Here is a 25,242-nt window from a genome sequence, read left to right as displayed (position 1 = left end):
GCCTGGCCGGATCAGATCTCGTCGATGGACGAGGTCTCGAAACGGCTGGAGATGTTGATGCCGAGCTCCTCCGCTGCGCGGAACGCCTCGTCGTCGGTGTCGCGGAGGTTGACCGCGGTGCCGTCGGCCGAGAGCACCTCGACGTTCAGGCAGAGCGACTGCATCTCCTTCATGAGCACCTTGAACGACTCGGGCGTGCCGGGCTCGGGGATGTTCTCGCCCTTGACGATCGCCTCGTACACCTTGACGCGGCCGAGGATGTCGTCGGACTTCACCGTCAGCAGCTCCTGCAGCGCGTAGGCGGCACCGTAGGCCTCGAGGGCCCACACCTCCATCTCACCGAAGCGCTGACCACCGAACTGCGCCTTACCACCCAGCGGCTGCTGCGTGATCATCGAGTACGGGCCGGTCGAGCGGGCGTGGATCTTGTCGTCCACCAGGTGGTGCAGCTTCAGGATGTACATGTAGCCGACCGAGATCGGAGCCGGGAAGGGCTCGCCGCTGCGACCGTCGTACAGTGTCGTCTTGCCGCTGGCGTCGATCAGGCGGTCGCCGTCGCGTGTGGGAAGGGTCGAGTCGAGCAGACCCGCGATCTCTTCCTCGTGCGCGCCGTCGAACACCGGGGTGGCCACCTTGGTGCCGGGCGCGGCCTCGCGCGCGTCGGCGGGGAGTCCCTTGGCCCACTCCGGGTCGCCCTCGACCTTCCAGCCGGTCTTGGCGATCCACCCGAGGTGGGTCTCCAGCACCTGGCCGAAGTTCATGCGGCCCGGGATGCCCAGCGGGTTGAGGATGACGTCGACCGGCGTGCCGTCGGCGAGGAATGGCATGTCCTCGACCGGCAGGATGCGCGAGATGACGCCCTTGTTGCCGTGGCGACCGGCGAGCTTGTCACCGGCGGTGATCTTGCGCTTCTGGGCGATGTAGACCACGACACGACGGTTCACGCCGTTGCCGAGCTCGTCGTCGCCCTCTTCGGCGTTGAACTCCTTGACCGCGATGATCGTGCCCTCTTCACCGTGGGGCACCTTCAGCGAGGTGTCGCGCACTTCGCGGCTCTTCTCGTTGAAGATCGCGCGCAGCAGGCGCTCCTCGGCCGACAGCTCGGTCTCGCCCTTCGGGGTGACCTTGCCGACCAGGATGTCGCCGGGGCGAACCTCGGCGCCGATGCGCACGATGCCGCGCTCGTCGAGATCCTTGAGAAGGTCCGGACTCACGTTGGGCAGGTCGCGGGTGATCTCCTCCTTGCCGAGCTTGGTGTCGCGGGCATCGACCTCGTACTCCTCGATGTGGATCGAGGAGAGCGTGTCGTCCTTGACCAGGTTCTGGCTGAGGATGATCGCGTCTTCGTAGTTGTAGCCCTCCCACGTCATGAACGCGACGAGCAGGTTCTTGCCCAGCGCCAGCTCACCGCTCTCGGTGGCCGGGCCGTCGGCGATGACCTCGCCGACCTCGACGCGCTCACCGGCCGAGACGACCACGCGCTGGTTGTAGCAGGTGCCCTGGTTCGAGCGGTCGAACTTGCGCAGGTAGTACTCCTGGATGCCGCCCTCGTCGAGCTGCACCGTCACCTTGTCGGCCGAGACCTCGGCGACCACACCGGCGTTCTGCGCGGTGATCACGTCACCGGCGTCGATGGCGATGTAGCCCTCCATACCGGTGCCGACCACAGGGGCCTCGCTGCGCAGCAGCGGAACGGCCTGCTTCTGCATGTTCGCGCCCATGAGCGCGCGGTTCGCGTCGTCGTGCTCGAGGAACGGGATGATCGAGGTACCCACCGACACCATCTGGCGCGGGGAGACGTCCATGTAGCCGATCTCCTCGGCATGCACCAGGTCGACCTCGCCGCCCTTCTGGCGGGCAAGGACCCGGTCTTCGGCGAAGCGGCCGTCGGCCTTCAGGGGCGCGTTGGCCTGCGCGACGATGAAGTCCTCTTCCTCGGTCGCGGTGAGGTAGTCGATCTGGTCGGTGACCTTGCCGTCGACGACCTTGCGGTACGGCGTCTCGATGAAACCGAAGGAGTTGATCCGGGCGAACGTCGCCAGACGCCCGATCAGGCCGATGTTCGGGCCTTCCGGGGTTTCGATCGGGCACATGCGGCCGTAGTGCGATGGGTGCACGTCACGCACCTCGACGCCGGCCCGCTCACGCGACAGGCCACCGGGGCCCAGCGCTGACAGCGTGCGCTTGTGGGTCAGACCCGCGAGCGGGTTGTTCTGGTCCATGAACTGCGACAGCTGCGACGTGCCGAAGAACTCCTTGATCGCCGCCACGACGGGACGCACGTTGATCAGGGTCTGCGGGGTGATCGCTTCGATGTCCTGCGTGGTCATGCGCTCGCGGACCACGCGCTCCATGCGCGACAGGCCCGTGCGCACCTGGTTCTGGATGAGCTCGCCCACCGCGCGGATGCGCCGGTTGCCGAAGTTGTCGATGTCGTCGGTGCCCAGACGGATCTCGACGTCCTTGCCGCCACGACGACCGGTGAAGGTCGTGTCGCCGCGGTGCAGGCGCACCAGGTACTTGATCGTCGCGACGATGTCGTCGCGGCTAAGCACCGAGGCGCTCAGCGGCGCCTCCAGACCCAGCTTCTGGCTGATCTTGAACCGGCCGACCTTGGCGAGGTCGTAGCGCTTCGGGTTGAAGTAGTAGTTGTCCAGAAGGCTGCGGGCCGCCTCGGCGGCCACCTGCTCACCCGGACGCAGCTTGCGGTAGATGTCGCGCAGCGCCTCTTCCTGGGTGAGGATGGTGTCCTTGCTCAGGGTGTCTTCGATGGAGTCGAAGCCGGCGAACTCGGTGAGGATGTCTTCGCTGGACAGGCCCAGTGCCTTCAGGAACACCGTCACCGACTGCTTGCGCTTGCGGTCGATGCGCACGCCGACCTGGTCGCGCTTGTCGATCTCGAACTCGAGCCAGGCGCCGCGGCTGGGAATGACCCGCGCCGAGACGATGTCCTTGTCACTGGTCTTGTCGGGGGTCTTGTCGAAGTAGACGCCCGGCGAACGCACCAGCTGCGAGACGACGACACGCTCGGTGCCGTTGATGATGAACGTGCCCTTGTCGGTCATGAGCGGGAAGTCGCCCATGAAGACCGTCTGGGTCTTGATCTCACCGGTCTGGTGGTTCATGAACTCGGCCTCGACGTACAGCGGCGCGGCGTACGTCTTGCCGCGCTCCTTGCACTCCTCGATCGAGTACTTCTCCGGCTCGAGGTACGGGTTCGTGAAGCTCAGCTGCATCGTCTCGCTGAGGTCTTCGATGGGTGAGATCTCCTCGAAGATCTCCTCCAGACCGCTGAACTCCGGAATGTCGGAGCGACCGGCGGCCTTGGACTCGGCGGCGCGGGCCTTCCAGGCCTCGCTGCCGATGAGCCAGTCGAACGACTCCGTCTGCAGTGCGAGCAGATCGGGGACGGTCAGCGTGTCGGAGATCTTGGCGAACGAGAGGCGGGATGCTCCGCGGCCGTTCTTGGGGGTGGTGGGGTTGGATGCGTTGGGCGCAGCAGCCAAGGGGATAACCTCCATGAGCCCGGGCGGGCTTCGGTTCCTTGTCGACAGGTGGCGCGCACTCATCCCCGAACCCTGAGCGCCTCACGTCGCCGCCCATCGGATGCTCATGACGAGTCCATCGGGAACCAGCGGGGGCACACAGGCACAGCCGACCACCATATGAAGGCAAGGGGAACCAGAGCGCAACTACCAACTATATGTCTTCCGACGCGCCATGTCCAGTCGGATTCTTGACGAGTTTCACATCCTGCGGTATAACCGCGAGCCGGCAGCCTCAGGGCGGCGGGTGGGCGTGTCGGAACCGGATGCGGGTACCCGGTCGCGCCTGCGCGAGCGCATCGAGCGCGGCATCCACCACCACCGCAATCACCGGATACCCGCCCGTGACCGGTCCATCGGCCAGCAGGACCGTCGGTCGGCCGTCGGGCGGCACCTGCATCGCACCGGGGAGCATGCCCTCGCTGGGAAGCTCGCCCGCGCGAACCCGATCGAGCACCGGACCCTCCAGCCGCATGCCGACCCGGTCGGCACGGTCGCTGACGGTCCAGACCGTGTCGAAGAGCGTGCGGCGGGCGGATGCCGTGAACCAGTCGGAGCGCGGACCGGGAGCGAGCGGGAGCGCGAGCTGGTCGGGCGGCGGCATCGCCATCACCGGTTCGGCGGGCGGAACAGGCCCGGATGCCGCATCCGCGGTGGCCACGACAGCGCCCGCCTGCAGCGGCGCGGGGCCGAGTCCGGCCATGATGTCGGTCGACCGTGAGCCGGCGACGACCGGCGCAGCGATCCCGCCGCGCACCGCCAGGTAGGTGCGTGCGCCATGCGCGGCCCACCCGACGGCCAGTTCGACGCCCGACGGCCACTCCAGTGCCTCGTCGGGGTCGACATCGCGGCCGCCGATCGAGATCGGCCCCCATGCCCCGGTCAACGCTATCCACAAGTCGCGCCGGGCGACGGCGCGCAGGCCGCCCATCGTGATCTCAAGGCCGGCGGCGCCCTCGGTGTTGCCGACCAGCCGGTTTGCGGCGCGCAGCGCCGCGCGATCCAGCGCGCCCGATGCCGCGATGCCGATGCTCGCGTGGCCGGGCCGGCCGAGGTCCTGCACCGTGGTGCGCAGCCCCGGCTCGATCACCTCGAATGCCGGGCCAGGCCCGCTCGCCGTCCAGAACTCCGTCGATCTCGTCGCCCCTGCCCCGGAAACGGCCTCTTGGTGCCGGATGGCGTCGATGTCGGCTGAGTTCTGCACGCCACCGGCCGCGCCGCCCGCGCCGGCGTCATCGGCCGCGCCGCCCGCACCGGCGTCACCGGCCGCGCCGCCCGCGCCGGCGTCACCGGCCGCGCCGCCCGCGCCGCCGCCGCCGCCCGCGCCGGGCCCCCCGACCTCCGCTTCGACGAACCGCACCCGGGTGCCGGGTGTGAGCAGTGCCGGGTCGGCGGCGTCCGGATCGAACAGCCGTGCACGCGTCGTGCCGATAAGCCGCCATCCGCCCGGCGTCGCGCGCGGGTACGCGCCGCAATACGCCCCCGCCAGCCCCACCGCGCCGGCGGGCACGCGCGTGCGCGGGTCGTCGAGCCGCGGCACATCGAACGGCCACCCGTCGCCGAGAAGGTATCCGAATCCCGGCGCGAAGCCGGTGAACGCCACCGTCCAGGCGGTGTCGCGGTGCTGCGCCACCAGTGCCTCGACGCTCACCCCGAGCAGCCCAGCCGTGTCGGCGAGATCGGGGCCGTCGTAGGCGATGTCCAGCTCGACGGTGCGCGGGGCACAGGCTGCGGCATCCTCTCCCGGCGCCTCGGCGGTGCGCTCGATCCACGCGTGCACGGCCGACAGTGGCAGGGCCCGGGGGTCGACGCGCACGAGCACCGTGCGGGCGCCGGGCACGATGTCGACGACGCCGTCGGGGCGGGATGTCGCCAGCCCAGCGTGCAGCGCGAGCGCCTCGCCGGGAGCGGTCTCGGCCAGCAGAGCGCGGTCGCCGAACGGCAGGATCGTCACCACGGCGCCCGCACCTCCACGCCGGCCGCATCCAGCGCCGCGCGTACCGCGCGGGCCAGCTGCAGCGAGGCCGCGGTGTCGCCGTGCAGGCAGAACGAGACGGCGTCCACTCCCACAACGGTGCCGTCCACGGCATCGACGTCGCCGGCACGGGCCAGCCGCAGTGCGCGCTCGGCGACGGCATCGGGGTCGTGCAGCAGATCGCCGGGTTCACCGCGCGGCACGAGAGTGCCGTCGGCGCGGTAGCCGCGGTCGAGGAACGCCTCACGGTAGAACGGCAGGCCGATGGCAGCAGCGGCGGCGGCGAGCGCTTCTCCCTGTGCGAGAACCGGGATGCCGCGGCCGAGCCGCTCGCTCAGCTCGGCGACTGCGGCGGCAACGGCCTCGGCCTGCTCGGGGTCGGCGCCGGCGGCGTGGTACAGCGCCCCGTGCGGCTTGACATAGCGGATGTCGGCACCGGCGCCCTCGAGTGCGGCGAGCTGTTCGGCCACGGTGGCGCGCAGGTCTGCGGCATCCATTCTCACCACGAGACGGCCGAAGTTCGCGCGGTCGGGAAAGGACGGATGGGCACCGATCGCCACGCCGGTGCGCGCCGCGCGCGCGGCGGCGGCGTGCATGGAGGCCGCATCACCCGCATGGGCACCGCAGGCGATGCTGGCGCTGGAGATCAGCGCGAACATCGCCTCGTCGTCGGCCGTCGGCAGGCCGTCGATGGTCTCACCGAGGTCGGCGTTGAGGTCGATCGCGCCCATATGCCCACGGTAGCGCCGCAGAGTCGGCGGCGGCATGCTCAGAACTCATCTCATCCGGGCCGCGCGGGCCGGTTCCGGGCCGATTGTGCGCGCTTCGCGCACGGAGGGGATGAGTTCTGAACGCCTCACCCGGGTACCGTGGTCGCCGTGGGCAGAACGAGAGCGCGCGACCAAGACGCGCCGCAGGCACGGCTGAGCGACGGCACCCTCGCCCGCATCGTGCCCAGCCCGTATACGAGCGGCTTCGAGTTGATGGTCGGCGACACGCCCCAGTCGCACGTCGACCTGGACGATCCGACCCACCTGCACTTCGAATACGTCGCGCGCATGGGCGCGGTCATCGACCAGCTGCACCTGCCCGGCCAGCCGCTCACCGCCGTGCACCTGGGTGGCGGCGCCCTGACCATCCCGCGCTACATCGCGCACACCCGGCCAGGCTCGCGCCAGCAGGTGATCGAACTCGAACCCGCGCTGTGGGACCTCGTGCGCGAGCACCTGCCGCTGCCGAAGAACGCCGCGATCCGCGTGCGCATCGGCGATGCCCGGGCGGGGCTCGACCGGCTGCCGCCCGCTCTGACCGGCGCTGTCGATCTCGTGGTCTCGGATGTCTACGCCGGCGCCCAGACGCCCGCACACCTCACCTCGGTGGAGTTCTACCGCGCGGCATCCCACCTGCTCGCACCGACGGGGGTGCTGCTGGTCAACGTCGCCGACGGCGCCGGACTCGCCTTCGCCCGACAGCAGGTGGCCACCGTGCGCGCGGTGCTCGAGCACGTGATAGTGCTCGCCGAGGTGCAGACGCTCAAGGGTCGCCGGTTCGGCAACCTCGTGATCGCGGCCTCGGCGACCGAGCTGCCCACGCAGTGGCTGCCGCGACTGATGGCCGCAGGCCCTCACCCGGCGAAGGTCGCCCAGGGCCGCGAGATCGACGAGTTCGCCGGTGCGCTGGCTCCGGTGACGGATGCCGCGGCACGGCCGTCGCCGGCGCCGAAGTCGTCGCTGTTCGAACGGTAGACAGCCTCCGACAGCACGCGACAGCGCGACGACAGAGCCATGAAAGTGCGGGTGTGGATGCTTGTCACATGACAACTTCCACCGAATGGGCCGTTGAGGCCGACTCCCTCGTGAAGGTCTTCGGTTCCAACCGCGCGGTCGACGGCGTCGATCTGCGAGTGAAGACCGGGACCGTCTACGGAGTGCTCGGTCCCAACGGCGCCGGCAAGACCACCACCATCAACATGCTCGCCACGCTCCTGCGTCCCGACGGCGGCTCCGGCCGCATCTTCGGTCACGACGTGGTGCGCGAGCCCAACATCGTGCGTCAGCTGATCGGCGTCACGGGCCAGTTCGCCTCGGTCGATGAGACACTCTCGGCCACCGAGAACCTCGTCATCTTCGGCCGCTTGCTCGGGCTCTCCCGCATTGAGGCGCGCGCGAAGTCGACCGATCTGCTGGAGCGGTTCGGATTGACGGATGCCGCGCGCCGGCCGCTGAAGAAGTTCTCGGGCGGCATGCGCCGACGCCTTGACCTGGCGGCATCCCTCATCGCACAGCCTCCGCTGATCTTCCTCGACGAGCCGACCACAGGTCTGGACCCGCGCACCCGCGGCCAGATGTGGGACACCATCCGCGAGCTCGTCGCGACAGGGTCGACGGTCGTGCTGACCACGCAGTACCTCGACGAAGCCGACCAGCTGGCCGATCGCATCGCGGTCATCGACCGCGGCCGCGTGGTGGCCGAGGGCACCGCCGACGAACTCAAGTCGTCGGTGGGCACCTCGAGCCTGCAGCTGCGCCTGGCCGATGCGGCCGACACCTCCGATGCCCTCCGTGCCATCGAGCGCGTGCTCGGCGTGACCGGAACCCTCTCCCCGGAGGCATCCCGCATCACCGCGCCCATGGCCGACGCCGACCGCGTCGCCGAGCTTCTGATCACCCTGCGCGAGGCGGGCATCCACATCACCGAGATGAGCGTGCAGAAGCCCACGCTCGACGAAGTCTTCCTCACCATCACCGGACACGACGCAGCCGACCAGGCCGACGTCGCCCAGAAAGAAGAGGTGTCGGCATGACCACCCTCACCGCCACCCGCATCGTCCCCGCGAACGATCGCGAACTGAAGAACCGCATCAGCATCACCCAGACGCTGGCCAACACCTTCACCATGGCCTACCGCGGACTCGTCAAGATCCGTCGCACCCCGGAACAGCTCGTGGATGTCACGGTGCAGCCGATCATCTTCACACTGATGTTCGCGTTCCTGTTCGGCGGCGCCATCGCCGGCAACGTGCAGAACTATCTGCCGGTGCTGATTCCGGGCATTCTCGTGCAGACGGTGATCACGACCTCGGTCGTGACCGGAACGCAGTTGCGCGAAGACATGGACAAGGGCGTGTTCGACAGGTTCCGCTCATTGCCCATCGCGCGCATTGCGCCGCTGTCGGGCGCGCTGCTGGCCGACACCGTACGGTATGCGATCGCAACCACGCTCACCTTCGTGATGGGCTTCGTGATGGGGTATCACCCGGCCGGCGGCATCGGGAACGTCGTGCTCGCCGGCATCCTGGTCATCGTCTGCTCGTGGGCGATCAGCTGGATCTTCGCCTTCTTCGGCGTGATCGCCCGCACCGCCGGCAGCGTGCAGGGCATCTCGATGATCGTGCTCTTCCCGCTGACGTTCTTCTCGAACGCCTTCGTCGACCCGTCGACGATGCCCGACTGGCTGCAGTGGTTCGTGAACGTCAACCCGGTGTCGCACCTGGTCACCGCGGTGCGCGAGCTCGCCAACAACGGCGCCATCACCGGCGACGCCTGGATCTCGCTGCTCGGTGCCGCCGTCATCGTGGCGATCTTCGCGCCGCTGACCGTGCGGGCGTACATGCGCAAGGCCTGACCCGCGCTTCCAGGCCCGCGTCCTGACTCAGGGCGCGGGCCTGGTCGCATCTCCGGCCCGTCGCAGAAGGTCCAGCGCGCGCGGCAGCAGCCGGTCGTGCGAGAGAGTGGATGCCGCTGCCCGCGCGGCCTCGAGCCGTTCGGCGCCGACGAGCCCGACGGCGTGGGCCTCGTGCTCTTGCCAGCGCAGGCTCCACAGATCTTGCCGCGCACCCAGCCGCTCCGCCAGCACGAGGGCCTCCAGGCCCCGCTCGTCGCCGGCCTCCTGCAGCGCCCACGCCGACCAGCCCATCAGCACGGTGCCCAGCACCGGATGGTCTGCCATGCCCGGGCCCTGCCGCTGCCGCATCACGGCGAGAGTGCGGGTGCGCAGCCGCCGTGCCCACGCGTTCCGCCGCTCGGGTGTGAGCAGCCCGTCGAATACGACGGCCGACAGCGCCCCGGCCATCATCATCTGATACCACGGCGATCCGCGTTGCGGCGATGACGAGAACAGGCTCAGCGCGCGGTCGAAGTGTGCAGCCGCGGCATCCAGATCCCCCTCCCGACGGGCCGTCTCGGCCAGGCCGTAGACGCCGATGGATGCTGTCTCCAGGCCGTCCTCGGTCAGTTCGTTCGAGGCCGCCAGCGCCGCAAAGACCTCGCGCGCGGCGGCGATATCGCCGAGAGTGACCAGATTCGTCCCGCGAAGCCACGCGATCTGATGCTGCTGCTGAGCGGCGCCGAAGAGCTCGTACCCTCGATCCGCGCGATCCAGCCACTCCAGGGCGAGCGCCGGCTGGTCGGTCTGACTGGCCAGCTGCGCCACAGATGACGCCGCCATCGCGGCGAACCACTCCGCGCCCGAGGCACGTGCGAGCTCCCACGACCGCAGCGAACTGGCCAACGCGACTTCGGGACGCCCCTCATTCTCGGCGAACTGCGACATGAGCGTCTCGCCGACCAGCTGCGTCGCGGGGTGCGACGAGGCCGCCATCGTCTGCAACACCCCGTTCACGGCATCCACCCCGCCGGCGATGCCCGCGGCCAGGATGTCGATGAGGGCCCCGGCGAACGCGCCGATGGGTTCATTCATGTCAGGATGCCGGCGCCGCAGAATCCGGATGCGGGCGATGAACCGCAGGGACGGGGCGCCCGCCTCTGCCTGCCCGACGAAAGTGGCGACGATCAGCGTCGTCACGAGAGCCTCGACCGGAACCCGGCCCTCGCGGGCGCGCTGGACCACCTCGAACGCCGCCAAGGCGAACGACGCCATTTCGGTGAACGCCCCCATCACCATCCAGGTCTGTGCGAGCAGCGCGAAGAGCAGGATGGTCGTCTCATCGTCGCCGCGATCTATCGCCCGCCGCAGCACCGCTATGAGGTTCGCATGCTCGTCACGGATCTCGGCGTGCGTCTCCCTCTCGAACGCGCGGTTGAGGCGCTCCACGCTGAAACGCCACGCCCACGACGTGACGCGGTCCCACGCTGACTCGATGCCATCCGGCTCGTCGGCCAGCCGCGCCAGCGCGTATTCGCGGATCGTTTCGAGCATCCGGAATCGCACGTGCCCGACGCGGCTCTCGGCGACCAGCAGCAGCGACTGCGACACGAGCCGGTCGATGACGTCGTCGACGGGCTCGCCGAGCACGCCCGCGGCGGTGTCGGCGCCGAACCCGTCGGGCAGCACCGCGAGCACGACCATGGCCCGGCGCGCCTGGTCGTCGAGCAGATCCCAGCTCCAGCCGATCACCGCCTCGAGCGTGCGATGGCGCTCGGGCGCGGTGCGGTCGCCGGTGGTCAGCAGCGCGAACCGGTCCTGCAGGCGCTGCTCGATCTGCTGGGGCGTCATCGTCCGCACGCGCGCAGCGGCGAGCTCGATGGCCAGCGGCAATCCGTCCAGGTGGGTGCACAACCGCGTGACCACGTCGATGGGAAGGGATGCGCCGGGCCGCACCGCGCGAGCCCGTTCCAGGAACAACTGCACGGCCGGCGCCTCGCCCGTCTCGTCGAGCGCGAGCGGAGCAAGCGGGTACACGGCTTCGCCGGCCATCGCCAAGGGCGTGCGACTGGTCGTGAGCACATGCAGTGACGGAACCGACGCGAGCATGTCGGCCACCCACCCGGCGACGCCGTCGATCACCTGCTCGCAGTTGTCGAGCACCACGAGGGCCTGCTGTTCGCCCAGCAACCCGATCACACGCGCGCGCAGGTCGGGGCGCATCCCGATGTCGGCGAGCCGGCCGCCCGGAGAGGCCTCGCTGATGCCGAGCACCGTTGCGATCGTGGGGGCGACGTCGTCGTCGGCGCGCACGCCGGCCAGCGGCACCATCACGACGGCGGGAGCGTGGGATGCCGCGGCCACCGCCTGCACGAGACGGGTCTTGCCCAGCCCTCCCGTGCCCAAGACGGTGACGACCCTCGAGTGGTCGAGCAGAGCCGCCACGGCGGCCAGATCGGCGCCGCGCCCGAGCAGTTCGTTCGGCGCCGCCTGCAGGCCGATGCGCACGCGGGTCCGCGCGGGATCGCCACGCAACAAGGCGGCGTTCAGTTGCGCGATATCCTCGCCCGGGTCCGCGCCCAGGTCGTCGCGCAGGCGAGCGCGCAGCTCGGCGAACACGCTGAGCGCCTCAGCCGTGCGACCGGCATCGGCGAGGGTGCGCATGAGCTGCGCGTGCGCGGCCTCGTCGTACGGGTGCGCCGCCGCGCGAGCGCTCAATGAGGCGACCGCTTCATCGACGCGCCCGGCAGCGCTCAGTGCCTCAGCCCGCGCGGTGTCGAGCCTTGAACGCAGGGTGGATGCGGCATCCGCGACCGCCACCGCAACCGGAGCGGGCTCAAGATCAGCACCCGGTTCGCCACGCCAGAGCGCAAGGGCCTTATCGAGGGCGGGGAGCGCATCGTCGGAGGCCGCGGCACCATCGAGAAGGCGCGCGGCCTCGGCGAGGTCGGTCTCGGCGTCGCCCAGCGCATAGCCGCCGGGCAGGCTGCGCACCGCCTCAGACCCCGCCGCCGCGCGGACGCGCGAGACCAGCGTCTGCAGCGCCGCCCGCGGGTTCTTCGGCGGATCGTCGCCCCAGATGTCGTCGGCGAGGGCGTCGGCGCTGCGTATTGTGCCACCCGCGAGAACGAGTGCGGCCACCAGCGCCCGGGCGTTCGGCCCGCTCAGCTCGACGTGGCCGCGCTGCGCCTCGACCGTCACCGGGCCCAGGACCGCCGCGCGCAAGCCGCCTTCTGTCACAGAGCGAGCCTAGCGATCGTCACCGATGCGTTGCTTTGGGTCAGGCGGCTCACCCGTATCGAATCTGCGCCCGCGCATGTGTTTCTCGGGCGCGCACGCAGAATCGGGCAGCGCGAGCCGCGGGCGCACGCTCAAGGGACCGCCGCGCCATCCCATTCTGCGTTCGCGCCCCCGTTCTGCGACCGCGCCCCCTCTCGACACCACCTCGGCGCCCACGCGCATCCAATCAGCATCCGCGCATGCATCTCTCACCCGCGAACGCAGAATCGGGCAGCGCAACCCCGACACGCACCCGCGAGAGACCGCCACGCCACCCCATTCCGCATCCGCGCCCGCATTCCGCATCCGCGCCCGCATTCCGCGACCGCGCCCCCTCTCGACACCACCTCGGCGCCCACGCGCATCCAATCAGCATCCGCGCATGCAATTCTCACCCGCGAACGCAGAATCGGGCAGCGCAGACCCGACACGCACCCGCGAGAGACCGCCACGCCACCCCATTCCGCGACCGCGCCCGCATTCCGCATCCGTGCCCCCGTTCTGCGACCGCGCCCCCTCTCGACACCACCTCGGCGCCCACGCGCATCCAATCAGCATCCGCGCATGCAATTCTCACCCGCGAACGCAGAATCGGGCAGCGCAACCCCGACGCGTATGGATGCCGCGGGCCTCATCACTCGCACGCCTGTGGATAACTCCCGCGGCAACTGCTCTGAAGTCGCTACGGTGGGCTTGTGTTTCGTCGTCTCGTCTTAGTCGCCACGCTCGCGTGCGCCGGCGTTCTCCTTGCGGGCTGCGCGCCCGAGCCCGACCCGACACCGAGCCCGACCGCCCCGTTCGCCAGCGAGGCTGAGGCATTCGCTGCTGCTGAGAAGACTTACCGCGCATACGTCGACGCGCTCAACAATGTCGACCTGAGCGACCCGGCCACCTTCGAGGACCTTTACGTCTGGGAGACCGGAGACGCACTCGCCACCGATAAAGAGGCATTCACGACAATGCATGCGGATGGATGGACGATGAACGGCACCACAGTTGTGACGCTGATCCAACCCGCCGATACCGCTATGGGTACTGCTTTGGAGCTACGAGTAAATGCGTGTGCTGATGTGAGCGACGTCACCATCGAGGATGGCGAAGGCGCATCGATGGTTGACCAAGACCGCGGGAACATGCAATCGCTACTCATCACATTTAATCGCTCAACGTCGACGCCGACAGGATGGGCCATTGCGCAGGTCGATGGGCGTGAAGAGGGACCTTCATGCGAGTCATCTTCCTAGTTGCCCTCACACTCAGCAGCCTGCTTACGGCGCCTGCCGTACAGCCCGGGCATCAACCCGCGCGCTCCTGCCTCATCGTGCAAAAAAAATGTCAAGCCCCCAATTCGACTTCGGATCAAAGCCTCGTCATCTCTGGCACGCAAACCACGCCCGGACACACGACGAGCACACACCACGACAACACGAGCGAGCGCGGGTCGACAAGGAATACGCCTCAACAGCACGCAGAAGCCCCACCTGCCGTACGCACTCCCGTCGCGTACGAGTGCGTCTCGCTCGCCGAGCCCTGCACATCGACCAGCCCGATACCCACCCCGACACCCACCCCGGCCCGTCGCACAATTCCCGCTGTCACGATCGACGACCTGGCTTCGTTCCGACCCGACACCCCGCAGCTGAACACCGAGCCCGACCACATCGGCGTCGCTGGCCTGCCCGTCAATCTCGTGGTCGACACCACCACCCACACTGTGCAGGGCACACTCTTCGACTTCGCGGTCGCCGTCCGATTCAGCCCGCACCACTTCACCTTCGATTACGGCGACGGCTCCACCACGACCACCGACACCGGTGGGCGCAGCTGGACCTCGACGGGCGACCCCCAGTTCACGCCGACCCCGACCAGCCATGCATACAGCGACCGCGGCGAATATCCGGCCAGTGTCACGGTCTTCTACTCGCCTGAGGTCAATTTCGGAGACGGCATCTGGCGGCCCGTGGCCGGCTACATCGCTGCGGCAAGTTCGGCCCAGAGCATCCGCATCTATGAGGCGCACACCGCCCTCGTCGCCCACACCTGCGACGAAGACCCCACCGGGCCGGGCTGCTGAACGATCATGTCTGCGCACCGAGGGCTTCCGTCGCCAGCACACCCTCACCGCCGGGTCATCGCAACGCAGAGCAGCGGACACGCGGTGACGCTGACCGCTCCCCCAGCTCCCGTCAGGCACACTGGATGCACCGCGCGTGAAGGGAGTCGACGGTGAGTTACATCCAGGGGTACGACCCCGAGACTCTGCGAGAGGTCGTCGACCCGCGCCAGTGCCAGGAACGCCTCGAAGAGATCGGCGGTCAGCGCAGCCTGCCCGCCCTGCTCGAGCGCGTGTGGCTGCTGAAGGTACTCGATCGCCTCGACGAGGCACTCACGGTCGCCGAAGACGCCGTGCGCCAAGCCCGTATGGCCGGTACGCGCAAAGATCTCCTGCGCGCACGCATCCTGCATGCCACGATCCTGCAGTTCCGCGGAGCTTACGACGCCGCGGCCGCCGAGATCACGACCTGCGCCGCCGAGGCCGAGGGCCAGGACTGGCCCGCGATCGCCGCCTTCGCGTACCAGCACCGCGGCAAGGTGCACTACGACGCCCGCGATTACGACGCCGCGCGATCCGACTTCAAGCGCGCGCTGTTCCTGCGCCAGGGCGCGGGGGCTCCCGAAGACCAGCTGCAGTCGACGCTGTTGGCGGTGGATGCCGCAGAGCGGCGTGCCGCCGAGGCATCCATCGCCGTCTGAGTGTCGTAGGTACGTTCTAGCCTTTCGATATGTCAGATCTCCAGCGAGTGCGCGCCTGGGCAGACGCACTCATCGCCCTGCACCTCGATGGGTCGTGGACGTTCGGCTTCGACAATGCGAAGCGGCGCGCCGGGCTCTGCGACTACAACCGCAAGCGCATCAGCGTGTCACGCTACCTGGCTGCGCGCCACGACGACGACGAGAACCACCAGACGCTGCTGCACGAGGTGGCGCACGCGCTGGCCGGTCACGAGGCCGGCCATGGTGCGGCATGGAAGCGGGTCGCACGCGAGCTCGGGTACGTGGGTGGCACCACGCATCATGGCGAGACGGCCACCGAGCTGGCGCCGTGGGTGGGCGTGTGTCCGGCCGGGCACGTCGCCTACCGGCACCGCCGACCGGTGCACGAGATGTCGTGCGTGAAATGCGCCCGCCGATTCGACAGGCGGTATCTGTTCACCTGGACGCACCGCGACATCACGCCCGCGACGAGGCTGGCAGCAGCTGCCCCGCGCTGACGGGCCCCGCCGACACCCGCGCTGCGACGTCCGCCCGGCGACGTCCGCCCGGCGACACCCGCCCGGCGACGTCGCAGCCCAGTCGCTGACGACCTCGCCAGGGCCGATGCCCGCACCCGCTGATACCCGCCCCGCTGATTCCCGTCTCGCTGATACCCGCCCCGCCGACCAGAGCCTCGAGGCACCTGACGTTCAAGCGGGCCCGAACGCGCCCTCGCGCAGCACCGGGACGGCATCGACGGCGTCGAGCTCGGCCGCGTGCAGCACGTCGTCGCGCAGCCCGCGCTCGATCAGCTCCTGGCCCGACCCGCTCGCCGTCAGCAGATGCCGCACGGCGCCGCGCAGCGCACGGAACGACTCGCACGCCACCGCCGCCTCGGGCGAGATGTGGTCGATGCCCAGGTCCGAAAGTGCGGCGATGATGGCGCCGGCACCGAGCTGATCCTCGATCGCGAAGCGAATGGCATCGGCGGCATCCTTTGCCCGCTCCCCCGCCGGCAGCACGGCCACGGTGACCCGGCCACCCCGCCGCTGCTGCTCGGCGAAGATCCTGCGCGCGACCGCGCCGGCATTGCGCAGGCTGCCCGCCATCACCAGTGCGCCGGTCGCCGCGGCCGCCAGTGGTGCTCCGTTGACCGAGCCGGAATGATCCAAGGGGAGGGACTCTCCGCGGGATGCGGCATCCGCGGCCGCTGTCGTGAAGCGCAGTACATCGACGACCACGACGACATCGGCCGGCTGCAGGCGAGCCAGGCCGTCGATGCCCCACTCGAGGCGCACCTGGTAGAAAGACTGATCAAAGACCGGCACCCGCACAGCCTACGGTGACGATGGGCGATTCCTGCGAGAGACTGCCGGTATGCGGATCATGCTCAGGTTCGAGGTCGACTGCGACGCGGATGCCGCATGGCGAGCACTGCACTCGCCTCGCGCTCTCGCCGAACTCGACGGTCCCTTCGTCACGCTCGCATCCCTCGACTCCCTGCCGACATCGTGGACGCCCGGCGACGACGCCGTCGTCGACCTTGCGCTGGGACCGGTGCCGCTCGGGCGGCAGCTGATCGACATCAGCGAGGTGGTGCGCGAGCACAATGGGCAGCAGGTGCGCATTCTGCGCGACACCGGGATACCGCTGTCCGGGCCGCTGGCGGCGCTCGACGTGTGGGATCACCAGATGGCAGTCAGCCCGGCACCGGGCGCGCCCGCCCGCACGCTGTGGCGCGAGCGCCTTGTCATCGGTGGGCGTGCGGCTCCGGCGCTCTGGCCTGTTCTGTGGACAATCTGGCAGTGGCGCGCCGGGCGCATCCGCGCGCTCGCTCCCACGTGGGCGCACGATCCGGGCGACTGACCGCTCTGCCTCGGGCCGCGGAGGCGCGGAAAGGGTGCGCAGGAGCGTGAGCGTCAGCGTGAGCGTGAGCGTGAGCGTGAGCGTCTAGGTGAGCCTGTGAGCCTGTGAGCGTGTCCCAGAAGAGGCGACCTCGAGCAGCGGCATCCCATACCTTCTGTGACGCACCCGAGGGCCGTGTCACAGAAAAGGCGACATCCAGCCGCGGCACCCACACCTTCTGTGACACACCGAGCACCGAGCAGTGAGCACCGGGAGCAGCAAGAACCGGGCACCGGGAGCAGCAAGAACCGGGCACCGGGCACCGGGCACTGGGACCCACCAACGGCCGTGTCACAGAAAAGGCCACCTTCAGCCGCGGCGCCCCACAACTCCTGTGACGCTCCCGAGGGCCGTGTCACAGAAGCGGCTGCCTCCAGCCGCGGCACCCACACCTTCTGTGACGCACCCGAGTGCCGTGTCACAGAAAAGGCGACATCCAGCCGCGGGGACCCACACCTTCTGTGACACGCTCGGCGCCGCAGCCCACACCCACACCACGCCCACGCCCACGCGCACAGCAGAACGACCGGATGCCGCGCCCGAAGCCACGGCGCGGCATCCGGGGTTCTCAGGCGGCGGCGAGCGCTTCGATCGGCGAGACGCGGGTGGCCAGCCGGGTGGGCACCACGGCCGCCACAAGCGTGAGCACGGCCGTGGCCACGACGATCAGAACGACGACGGGCACCGGAATCGCCGGCCAGACCAGGCCCGCTTTCTCCTGGTTCGGGTTGGCGGCCACCGCTCCCAGCAGTGACTGCGCCCCGGCCCAGCCGTAGGCGATCCCGAGCACGACGCCGGTGACCACAGCAGTGATGGTGACGTGGGCGGCTTCGAGCAGCACCACCCGGCGCACCTGCCCGGTCGACAGACCCAGCGCGCGCAGCAGCCCGAGTTCCCGCTGCCGCTGCACCACACCCAGCGTGAGCAGGTTGACGAGCCCCACCGCGGCGATCACGGCCGAGACGCCGACCAGCGCCATCATCACACCGGCGAAGGCATCGAGCGGCGCGCTCAGCTCCGGCGGCAGGGTGCCCCCGGCCGCTGCCGTCATCGCCCTCTTGGCAGACTCGAGGGCCACCGCGAACATCGTCACCAGCGTCACCCCAATGACGACGCCGATGGCCATGCGGCTCGAGCGCTCGGGATAGCGAAGCGCGTTCTCAGACGCCAGTCTCGCGACGGCCGAGCGCCCGAACAGGCGCCCGGTCAGCCGCAGCAACGGCGGCATGAAAAGCGCGGCCCCCAGCGCGATACCGGTGAACGAGAGCACACCGCCGGCGAAGGCGACGACCACACCGAGCGGGCTGACCAGGCCGAGCACGATGCCGCCCGCCAACAGCAGCGCGCCGACGCCCACGAGCACTATCGCCGTGGCGTTGCGTGCGGTGCGGCGCACCACCTGCTCGCGGCTGGCCTCGGTCGACGACCCCAAGGCCTGCAGAGGCGTCACAGTGAGCACGCGCCGCGACCCCACCCAGGCAGCCGCCCAGGTCGTGAGAGCGACGATGAGCGCGGGCACCAGCAGCGCCGGGCGGGCCACGTCGTATGACACATCCCCGATGCCCAGCAGCCGCGCAGCCAGAGCGATGCCCGCGAACGAGCCCGCGACACCCACGATGAGACCGACCAGGGCGCCGATGCTGCCGACCACGAGCCCCTGGCGCGCCACCTGCGCCCGTTGTGAGCGCGCCGAAGCGCCGATGAGGCGCAGCAGTGCTATCTGGCGGGTGCGCCCGGCAACCACGGTCGAGAACGTGTTCGCTGTGACGATGGCTGCCACGTAGACGGCCAGCCCCACGAGCACGAAGGTGATGAATCCGAGCACGAAGGCCAGGGTGGCGCTCTCGCCGACGTACGGATCGGCCTTCAGCAAGGCTCCGATGTACCCGGTCGCCGAGATGAGCACGACACCGAATGCGGTCGAGATGGCAGAGACGAGGATACTGGCGCCCATCCCCCGCTCGCGCAGCCAGTGGCCGTTCATGCCGAGACCGATTCGTTCGCGGCGGGAGTGGGCGGCTGGGTCGTTTCGACTCGCTCCGCTCGCTCAACGGCCGGGGCTCCCTCACCGACCGCGTCTCGCTCAACGACCGGAGCTCCCCCAACGACCGGAGCTCCCCCAACGACCGGGGCTCCCCCAACGACCGGGGCTCGCTCAACGGCCGGGGCTCCCTCACCGACCGGCTCCTGCTCGGCGGCGAGCATGTACGCAGAGATCTGCTCGGGCGTCTGTCGCGGCTTGTCGGCCACGATGCGGCCGTCGCCGAGGAACAGCACGCGGTCGGCGTGCGATGCCGCGATCGGGTCGTGCGTGACCATTGCGATCGACTGACCGTGCTGGGCACTGGCCGCGCGCAGCAGCGCGAGCACCTCGCGGCTGGTGCGCGAGTCGAGGTTGCCGGTCGGCTCGTCGGCGAACACCAGGTCGGGGGCGGTCGCCAGCGCCCGGGCGATCGCCACGCGCTGCTGCTGGCCGCCTGACAACTCGTGCGGGCGGTGACCCAGCCGGTCACCGAGCCCCAGCGAGGCCACCAGACCGTCGATGCGCGCGCGCTCGAGCGCCGTCGGCCGGCGGCCGTCGAGGTCGAACGGCAGCAGGATGTTTCCCATCACGTCGAGGGTGGGCACGAGGTTGAACGCCTGAAAGACGAATCCCACCCGCCGCCGGCGCAGCACTGTCAGCTCAAGGTCGCTCAGCGCCGTGATGTCGGTGTCACCGATCCACACACGGCCGCCGGTCGGGGCATCCAGTCCCGCGAAGATGTGCATGAGCGTGGACTTGCCCGATCCCGACGGCCCCATGATCGCGGTGAACTCACCGCGCCGGATTCCGACGCTGATGCCGTCGAGGGCGCGCACTTCACTCTCACCGGTGCCGTAGGTCTTGGTCAGCTGCTGCACTCGGGCAGCGAGGCCGAGGTCGGTAGATGTGATCTGCATGCCTTCGACGCTACGGAGCGGTCATGCCCCGGCACATCGGCCTGAAGTCGCGGCCGATGTACATCGCGAGGATGATTCGCGCGCGGCTGAAGAGCGCGCGGCCGCGTTTGTCCCGGGACACCGGCATCCACCGAGGCGGCGGGACTGATAATCTGCGATACAGGGACAGAGGTGGTGACATGGAGCCAGGTACAGGTTCGGCGGCGGGTATCACGGCCGGTCAGGTGATGACCGCACCGGTGATCACAGTGACAGCCGACACTCCTGTGGCGCGCATCGCCGACACGCTGACGACCTCGCGCATCAGCGCGGTACCGGTCATCGACGACGCCGGCGCCGTGCTCGGACTGGTCAGTGAGCTCGACATGCTCACGCGCGGCGGTCGTACCGCGCACGATGTCATGACCACCGCGGTGATCAGCGTCACCACCGACACCGATATCGAGCAGGTGCGCCGGATCCTCGTGGGTTCGGGCATCCGTCGTGTCCCGGTGCTTTCCTCCGGCCGACTGGTCGGAATACTCAGCCGGCATGACCTGGTCGGCCGGATTCTGGAATGGGCGTGCGGCGTCTGCGGAGAAACCATCCGCGGCGCGCACCCGCCGCTGGTGTGCCCGAAATGCGGCGGAAGCGAGGACCGGTTCGTGTTGCAGGAGCAGCCGCCCGGTCCCTGACGAGGCACGCGGTCACAAGCCGTGTTGTTCGGTGAAAGGGATTCGACAATGGCCGGACGAACGCAGGATCCGCAGCGCGAGAAAAAGGCCGCTTCAAGCGGCTCGGCGCGTGCGGACGGCGCGAAGACGACGACAGGAAGGACGAAGACGGGCCAGGCGAGTACCCGCGCGCGCAGCGCGGCATCCGCCGGCACGAAGGCGCCCCCGAAGAAGAGCGCGGGCGCAAAGCCACCCACCGCGAAGAAGGTCACGGGTGCGGATGCCGCGACCCGCGTCGACTACTACCGGGAGATGGCGCTCATCCGCGAGTTCGAACAGCGGGCGGGTGAGATGTATCAGCGCGCGAAGATCGGCGGCTACTGCCACCTGAACCTCGGTGAAGAGCCGACGGTCGTCGGGCTGATGACGGCTCTTCGTCCGACCGATTACCTGTTCACGAACTACCGCGATCATGGCTACGCCATCGCCCGCGGCATGGGCGCCGACCGTGTCATGGCCGAGCTGTTCGGCCGCAGTGACGGTGTCTCGAAGGGCCTGGGCGGCTCGATGCACATGTACGACGCCTCCAAGCGCATGCTCGGCGGCTACGGCATCGTCGGCGGGCAGATCCCGCCGGCCACGGGTGCCGCACTCGCGTTGACGCTGCAGCAGAAGCCGGGCCCCGACGCCGACGCGGTCATGTGTCAGATGGGCGACGGCACGACCAACATCGGCGCCTTCCACGAGGCGCTGAACATCGCGGCGATCTGGAAGCTGCCGATCGTCTACGTGATCATCAACAACGGTCTGGGCATGGCCACCACCGTCGAGGCCGCGTCGGGTGAGCCCGAGCTGTACAAGCGCGGCTGCTCGTACCGCATCCCCGGCCGCCGCGTGGACGGCAGCGACCCCGAGGCCGTCCGTCAGGCTGCCGACGAGATGCTGAACGACGCGCGCGAGAACCGGCAGCCCGGCATCCTCGAGGTCATGTCGTACCGTCTGCGCGGCCACTCGGTCGTCGACCCGGCCCGCTACCGCAGCAAAGAAGAGGTCGCCGAGCTCAAGGAGCACGACCCGTTGCCGCCGTACCGCGCGCAACTGGTCGCCGACGGCCTGCTCGACGAGAAGCAGGCCGAGAAGATCGAGGGCGACGCAGCCAAGCAGGTCGCCGACGCGATAGCGTTCGCCGACTCCAGTCCCGAACCGGCAGCCTCGACGCTGTTCGACTTCACGTATGCGACCGATGTCCCCAACGCCTCCCGGCTCATGCCGGGCGACCCCGTGCTGCCCGCCGGGTGGGACAGGGAACCGGTCGGCGCAGGAAAGGAGGCGTGACGCTGATGGCTGAGAACGCAGACAAGCAGGCGGCATCCGCCCCCGAGATCACCTACCGTCAGGCGCTGCACGACACGCTGCGCACGGAGATGCTGCGCGACGAGAAGGTCTTCTTGCTCGGCGAGGAGATCGGCAAGTTCGAGGGCTCGTACAAGATCACCGCGGGCATGCTGAAGGAATTCGGCCCGGAGCGCGTACGTGACACTCCCATCGCCGAAGAAGGCTTCGTAGGAGCTGCGATCGGCGCGGCCATGCTCGGCATGCGCCCGGTCGTCGAGATCATGACGCTGAACTTCTCGCTGATAGCGATCGACCAGATCGTGAACCACGCGGCCAAGATCTACGGCATGTTCGGCGGGCAGACCTCGGTGCCGATGGTGATCCGCACGCCCGGTGGCGGCGGGCAGCAGCTGGCGGCGACGCACTCGCAGAACATCGAGGCCTGGTACGCCAGCGTTCCCGGACTGAAGGTGCTGGCACCGTCGACTCCGGCCGACGCGAAGGCGATGCTCACCGCCGCGATCCGCGACGACGACCCGGTGCTGCTGCTGGAGAACCTGTCGTTGTACAACACCAAGGGCGAGGTGCCCGAGGGCGAGCAGGTCGCCGAGTTCGGCAAGGCCAAGGTCACCCACCCGGGCACCGACATCACGGTCGTGAGCTATTCGCGGGCGGCCGTCATCGCCAACGACGTCGCCAAGCGTCTCGAGTCGCAGGGCATCTCGGTCGAGGTCGTCGACCTGTGCAGCCTGCGCCCGCTCGACCGCGAGACGGTGTGCCGCTCGGTCATGAAGACCGGCAAGGCCGTCGTGCTCGAAGACGACTGGCTCACCTACGGGATCGGCGCGGAACTTGCCGCGACCATCCAGGAGGGCGCATTCGACTACCTCGATGCCCCGGTACGTCGCGTGGCGGCCGCGGAGATTCCGCTGCCGTACGCGAAGTCGCTGGAGAAGATCGCACTTCCTGATGCGGATGCGCTCATCCGAGTCATCAACGAACAGCTCGATGCGACGCGGTTCGCGCGCTAGAAGGGGGACCGTGAGCTATGCCTGATGTGTTCATGCCGCGCCTGTCGGACACCATGACCGAGGGCGCCATCGCCCAGTGGCTCAAGGCCGAGGGCGACACCGTGAGTCGCGGTGACGTGATCGCCGAGATCGAGACCGACAAGGCCGTGATGGACCTGGAGGCCTACGAGGGCGGCGTGCTGGAGAAGATCCTCGTGCAGCCGGGCGAGAACGTCGCCATCGGCGCGCCCATCGCCATCATCGGCGACGGGTCGGGTTCCGGCTCGTCGTCGGGAGGGTCTTCGGATGCCGCGGCTGAGCCTGCGGCCAAGCCCGAGGCCGAAGCGGCCGAGGCCGCGGCGGAAGAGCCGGAAGCGGAGCCCGCGAAGACGGCCGAGACCCCGGCCGACGAGTCCGAGGCCGAAGCCCCCGACAGCGCCCCCGGCGCGGCCGAGCCCGGCGGCAAGATCAAGGCCACGCCGCTCGTGCGCTCGCTGGCGCGCACCCACGGCATCGACCTGGCGACCGTGACCGGCTCGGGCCCCGGCGGGCGCATCGTGCGCGCCGACATCGAGCAGCTGATCGGATCGGGCGGCAAGCCCGCGGCGGCCCCGGCCGCGCCGACAGCGCCCGAACCGCAGGCCACGCCGGCTGCGGCATCCGCTGCCCCCGTCGGCACTGCGCAGGACGACGACGAGCGCGTGCCGATGTCGCAGATCCGCAAGGTCACCGCGCGTCGGCTGACCGAGGCCGCGCTGGTACCGGTGTTCCAGCTGACCAGCGTCGTCGACGCGTCGCGGCTGACCGAGGTGCGTCGCGACATCAACACGCGCCTGGCCGACTCGGGCGTGAAGGTCAGCGTCAACGACCTCATCGTGCGAGCGGTGGCCGTGGCGCTGGCGATGCACCCCGAGGCCAACGCCTCGTTCGGCGGTGACGTGATCCTGCAGCACAAGCACGTGAACGTCGGCGTGGCCGTCGCGCTCGACGACGGCCTGGTCGTGCCGGTGGTCAAGGACGCCGACAAGAAGTCGGTCTCCACCATCGGCGCCGAGGTCAAGGACCTCGCCACCCGCGCCCGTGCCGGCCGTCTGAAGCTCGACGAGATGAGCGGCGGCACCATCTCGGTGTCGAACCTCGGCATGTTCGGTGTGGATCAGTTCACTGCGGTGATCAACCCGCCCGAGGCGATCATCGTCGCCGTGGGCGGCACCGCCGATGAGGCTGTGGTCGTCGACGGCGAGGTGCAGATCCGTCCGCGCACGCGGCTGACCATCACGGTCGACCACCGCGTGCTCGACGGGGCAGGCGCCGCCGCCTTCCTGAAGGATCTCACCGGGCTACTCACCGAGCCGCTGCGGATCCTGGTGTGAGCGGTTCTGCAACCATGACGGGAGCGTCCGGTGCCCTGCGCCGGGCGCTCCCGTTCTTCGTCGCGGCGCTCGTGTTCGTGGTCGCGGGCGGCCTGCTGGCCGCGGCGACCGCCTACTCGACCACCGAGAAGACAGCATGGGCGACGGCCTACATGGTGCTCGTCGGCGGCGTCGCACAGGGCGTGGTGGGTGCGGCGATGGGCTGGCTCGCGCAGCGCGCGCGGATGCCGCTGACCTGGGCGGCGTTCGCACTGTTCAACCTCGGCAGCATCGGTGTGCTGGCCGGGCAGCTGTCGGGCCTGCTCGCCCTCACGTTCACCGGCGGAGCGCTGCTGGTGATCGCGCTGATCCTGATCATCATCGCGACCCGCCGGGGCGCGCCCGCGCACCCCGTGCTGGTGTGGGCGTTCCGCGTCGTCGCCGTCGTGCTGGCCGTCAGCATCCCGACCGGGCTCGTGCTGGCCGCCGTCGGCGCCTGAGCCGCGGCCGCACGGGCTCCGCCGGCCCGTGCAGGATGCCACCCGGGAGCCGTGACACGCCGAGGGCTTCCGATGCCGGCAGCGGTCCCGGCATCCGCCGCGGCATCCCCCGGCCCAAAGCGTCGCTTCGCACCCGTCAAGCGACCATACGGGACGGCACCAGGTCGGCAGCCCGGCATCCCCCGGCACAAAATGTCGCTTCCGAGCGGTCAAGCGACCACACGCGACGGCACCAGGCCGGGAGCCGTCCCGGCGTCCGTCGCGGCATCCCCCGGCCCAAAGCGTCGCTTCAGAACCGTCAAGCGACCACACGGGACAGCACCAGGCCGGCAGCCCGGCATCCGCCGACCCAAAGCGTCGCTTCAGAATGGTCAAGCGACGAAATGGGACG

General features: G+C 69.5%; 19 protein-coding genes and 1 pseudogene. 13 read left to right on the top strand and 7 right to left on the bottom strand.

The window, feature by feature from the left end; translation table 11 throughout:
• Positions 1-11: 11 nt before the first annotated feature.
• From rpoB to pxpA, 3 genes are all read right to left on the bottom strand, one after another.
• Positions 12-3,506: a DNA-directed RNA polymerase subunit beta gene (gene rpoB, locus ET475_RS09650; protein WP_129389195.1), complete on the bottom strand. Its 3,495-nt coding sequence runs from the start codon at positions 3,504-3,506 to the stop codon at positions 12-14.
• Positions 3,507-3,780: 274 nt separating this feature from the next.
• On the bottom strand, positions 3,781-5,502 hold the full coding sequence (locus ET475_RS09645) for a 5-oxoprolinase subunit B/C family protein (protein WP_129389192.1): 1,722 nt from the start codon (positions 5,500-5,502) through the stop codon (positions 3,781-3,783).
• The gene (pxpA, locus tag ET475_RS09640) at positions 5,496-6,251 is read right to left on the bottom strand and encodes a 5-oxoprolinase subunit PxpA (protein ID WP_129389189.1); all 756 of its coding nucleotides are present in this window, start codon (positions 6,249-6,251) and stop codon (positions 5,496-5,498) included. The genes ET475_RS09645 and pxpA overlap by 7 nt, the downstream gene beginning before the upstream one ends.
• Before the next feature lie 147 nt (positions 6,252-6,398).
• Here pxpA and ET475_RS09635 point away from each other — a divergent pair, with 147 nt between their 5' ends.
• The 3 genes from ET475_RS09635 (at position 6,399) to ET475_RS09625 (ending at position 9,144) form a co-directional block, all read left to right on the top strand.
• Entirely contained in the window at positions 6,399-7,265 is an 867-nt protein-coding gene (locus tag ET475_RS09635) for a spermidine synthase (RefSeq protein ID WP_129389186.1), read from the top strand.
• 68 nt (positions 7,266-7,333) lie between these two features.
• A complete protein-coding gene (locus ET475_RS09630; protein WP_129389182.1) occupies positions 7,334-8,323 on the top strand; it encodes an ATP-binding cassette domain-containing protein in 990 nt (329 codons plus the stop codon).
• Complete coding sequence (locus ET475_RS09625) at positions 8,320-9,144, top strand: ABC transporter permease (RefSeq protein ID WP_129389179.1); 825 nt, start codon at positions 8,320-8,322, stop codon at positions 9,142-9,144. Before ET475_RS09630 ends, ET475_RS09625 begins: the two co-directional genes overlap by 4 nt.
• A 27-nt stretch (positions 9,145-9,171) precedes the next feature.
• Here the strand turns inward: ET475_RS09625 and ET475_RS09620 are convergent, their stop codons facing one another.
• A complete protein-coding gene (locus ET475_RS09620) occupies positions 9,172-12,363 on the bottom strand; it encodes an ATP-binding protein (RefSeq protein ID WP_129389176.1) in 3,192 nt (1,063 codons plus the stop codon).
• A gap of 734 nt (positions 12,364-13,097) precedes the next feature.
• Here ET475_RS09620 and ET475_RS09615 point away from each other — a divergent pair.
• The 4 genes from ET475_RS09615 (at position 13,098) to ET475_RS09600 (ending at position 15,674) form a co-directional block, all read left to right on the top strand.
• Positions 13,098-13,646: a hypothetical protein gene (locus tag ET475_RS09615; RefSeq protein WP_129389172.1), complete on the top strand. Its 549-nt coding sequence runs from the start codon at positions 13,098-13,100 to the stop codon at positions 13,644-13,646.
• A 446-nt stretch (positions 13,647-14,092) separates the two neighbouring features.
• A complete protein-coding gene (locus ET475_RS09610; RefSeq protein WP_129389169.1) occupies positions 14,093-14,476 on the top strand; it encodes a hypothetical protein in 384 nt (127 codons plus the stop codon).
• Positions 14,477-14,628: 152 nt separating this feature from the next.
• A complete protein-coding gene (locus ET475_RS09605) occupies positions 14,629-15,156 on the top strand; it encodes a hypothetical protein (protein ID WP_129389166.1) in 528 nt (175 codons plus the stop codon).
• Between the two features lie 29 nt (positions 15,157-15,185).
• Positions 15,186-15,674: a SprT-like domain-containing protein gene (locus ET475_RS09600; protein ID WP_129389162.1), complete on the top strand. Its 489-nt coding sequence runs from the start codon at positions 15,186-15,188 to the stop codon at positions 15,672-15,674.
• Between the two features lie 192 nt (positions 15,675-15,866).
• Here ET475_RS09600 and ET475_RS09595 read toward each other — a convergent pair whose 3' ends face one another.
• Positions 15,867-16,484, bottom strand: a complete 618-nt coding sequence (locus tag ET475_RS09595; RefSeq protein WP_129389159.1) for a 2-phosphosulfolactate phosphatase — start codon at positions 16,482-16,484, stop codon at positions 15,867-15,869.
• A gap of 49 nt (positions 16,485-16,533) precedes the next feature.
• Between ET475_RS09595 and ET475_RS09590 the strand changes: the two genes are divergently transcribed.
• Positions 16,534-17,022 (top strand): hypothetical protein, encoded by a 489-nt coding sequence (locus ET475_RS09590; protein WP_129389156.1) that lies wholly within the window; start codon positions 16,534-16,536, stop codon positions 17,020-17,022.
• A 607-nt stretch (positions 17,023-17,629) separates the two neighbouring features.
• Here the strand turns inward: ET475_RS09590 and ET475_RS09585 are convergent.
• Both ET475_RS09585 and ET475_RS09575 read right to left on the bottom strand, forming a co-directional pair.
• Positions 17,630-19,045 (bottom strand): ABC transporter permease, encoded by a 1,416-nt coding sequence (locus ET475_RS09585; RefSeq protein ID WP_242497584.1) that lies wholly within the window; start codon positions 19,043-19,045, stop codon positions 17,630-17,632.
• A 206-nt stretch (positions 19,046-19,251) separates the two neighbouring features.
• A pseudogene (locus ET475_RS09575) lies at positions 19,252-20,001 on the bottom strand (ABC transporter ATP-binding protein); the annotation flags it as partial.
• Positions 20,002-20,024: 23 nt separating this feature from the next.
• On the opposite strand from ET475_RS09575, the gene ET475_RS09570 reads away from it, so the two are divergent.
• The 5 genes from ET475_RS09570 to ET475_RS09550 are packed head-to-tail and all read left to right on the top strand — an operon-like array spanning position 20,025 to position 24,851.
• Positions 20,025-20,675: a CBS domain-containing protein gene (locus tag ET475_RS09570; protein ID WP_207205326.1), complete on the top strand. Its 651-nt coding sequence runs from the start codon at positions 20,025-20,027 to the stop codon at positions 20,673-20,675.
• 48 nt (positions 20,676-20,723) lie between these two features.
• A complete protein-coding gene (locus ET475_RS09565; RefSeq protein WP_129389153.1) occupies positions 20,724-21,989 on the top strand; it encodes a thiamine pyrophosphate-dependent enzyme in 1,266 nt (421 codons plus the stop codon).
• A gap of 5 nt (positions 21,990-21,994) precedes the next feature.
• Positions 21,995-23,020: an alpha-ketoacid dehydrogenase subunit beta gene (locus tag ET475_RS09560; RefSeq protein WP_129389150.1), complete on the top strand. Its 1,026-nt coding sequence runs from the start codon at positions 21,995-21,997 to the stop codon at positions 23,018-23,020.
• 17 nt (positions 23,021-23,037) lie between these two features.
• Entirely contained in the window at positions 23,038-24,372 is a 1,335-nt protein-coding gene (locus tag ET475_RS09555) for a dihydrolipoamide acetyltransferase family protein (protein WP_129389146.1), read from the top strand.
• A gap of 14 nt (positions 24,373-24,386) precedes the next feature.
• Positions 24,387-24,851 carry a hypothetical protein gene (locus ET475_RS09550; protein WP_165310864.1) on the top strand — a complete coding sequence of 155 codons (465 nt, stop codon included), beginning with the start codon at positions 24,387-24,389 and terminating at the stop codon, positions 24,849-24,851.
• Positions 24,852-25,242: the final 391 nt, after the last annotated feature.

Origin of the sequence: Microbacterium protaetiae (assembly GCF_004135285.1) — a bacterium.
GTDB classification, from domain to species: domain Bacteria; phylum Actinomycetota; class Actinomycetes; order Actinomycetales; family Microbacteriaceae; genus Microbacterium; species Microbacterium protaetiae.
The sequence above is the reverse complement of the archived record's forward strand: the minus strand, read 5'-3'. Positions and strand labels throughout refer to the sequence as shown.

What these genes read in the sequence shown, in the direction of transcription:
- ET475_RS09565 (WP_129389153.1), top strand. Translation starts at nt 20,724, where the DNA reads ATGGCCGGACGAACGCAGGATCCGCAGCGCGAGAAAAAGGCCGCTTCA.
- ET475_RS09630 (WP_129389182.1), top strand. Translation starts at nt 7,334, where the DNA reads ATGACAACTTCCACCGAATGGGCCGTTGAGGCCGACTCCCTCGTGAAG.
- ET475_RS09550 (WP_165310864.1), top strand. Translation starts at nt 24,387, where the DNA reads ATGACGGGAGCGTCCGGTGCCCTGCGCCGGGCGCTCCCGTTCTTCGTC.
- ET475_RS09590 (WP_129389156.1), top strand. Translation starts at nt 16,534, where the DNA reads ATGCGGATCATGCTCAGGTTCGAGGTCGACTGCGACGCGGATGCCGCA.
- ET475_RS09570 (WP_207205326.1), top strand. Translation starts at nt 20,025, where the DNA reads ATGCCCCGGCACATCGGCCTGAAGTCGCGGCCGATGTACATCGCGAGG.
- ET475_RS09555 (WP_129389146.1), top strand. Translation starts at nt 23,038, where the DNA reads ATGCCTGATGTGTTCATGCCGCGCCTGTCGGACACCATGACCGAGGGC.
- pxpA (WP_129389189.1), bottom strand. Translation starts at nt 6,251, where the DNA reads ATGGGCGCGATCGACCTCAACGCCGACCTCGGTGAGACCATCGACGGC.
- ET475_RS09600 (WP_129389162.1), top strand. Translation starts at nt 15,186, where the DNA reads ATGTCAGATCTCCAGCGAGTGCGCGCCTGGGCAGACGCACTCATCGCC.
- ET475_RS09585 (WP_242497584.1), bottom strand. Translation starts at nt 19,045, where the DNA reads ATGAACGGCCACTGGCTGCGCGAGCGGGGGATGGGCGCCAGTATCCTC.
- ET475_RS09625 (WP_129389179.1), top strand. Translation starts at nt 8,320, where the DNA reads ATGACCACCCTCACCGCCACCCGCATCGTCCCCGCGAACGATCGCGAA.
- ET475_RS09560 (WP_129389150.1), top strand. Translation starts at nt 21,995, where the DNA reads ATGGCTGAGAACGCAGACAAGCAGGCGGCATCCGCCCCCGAGATCACC.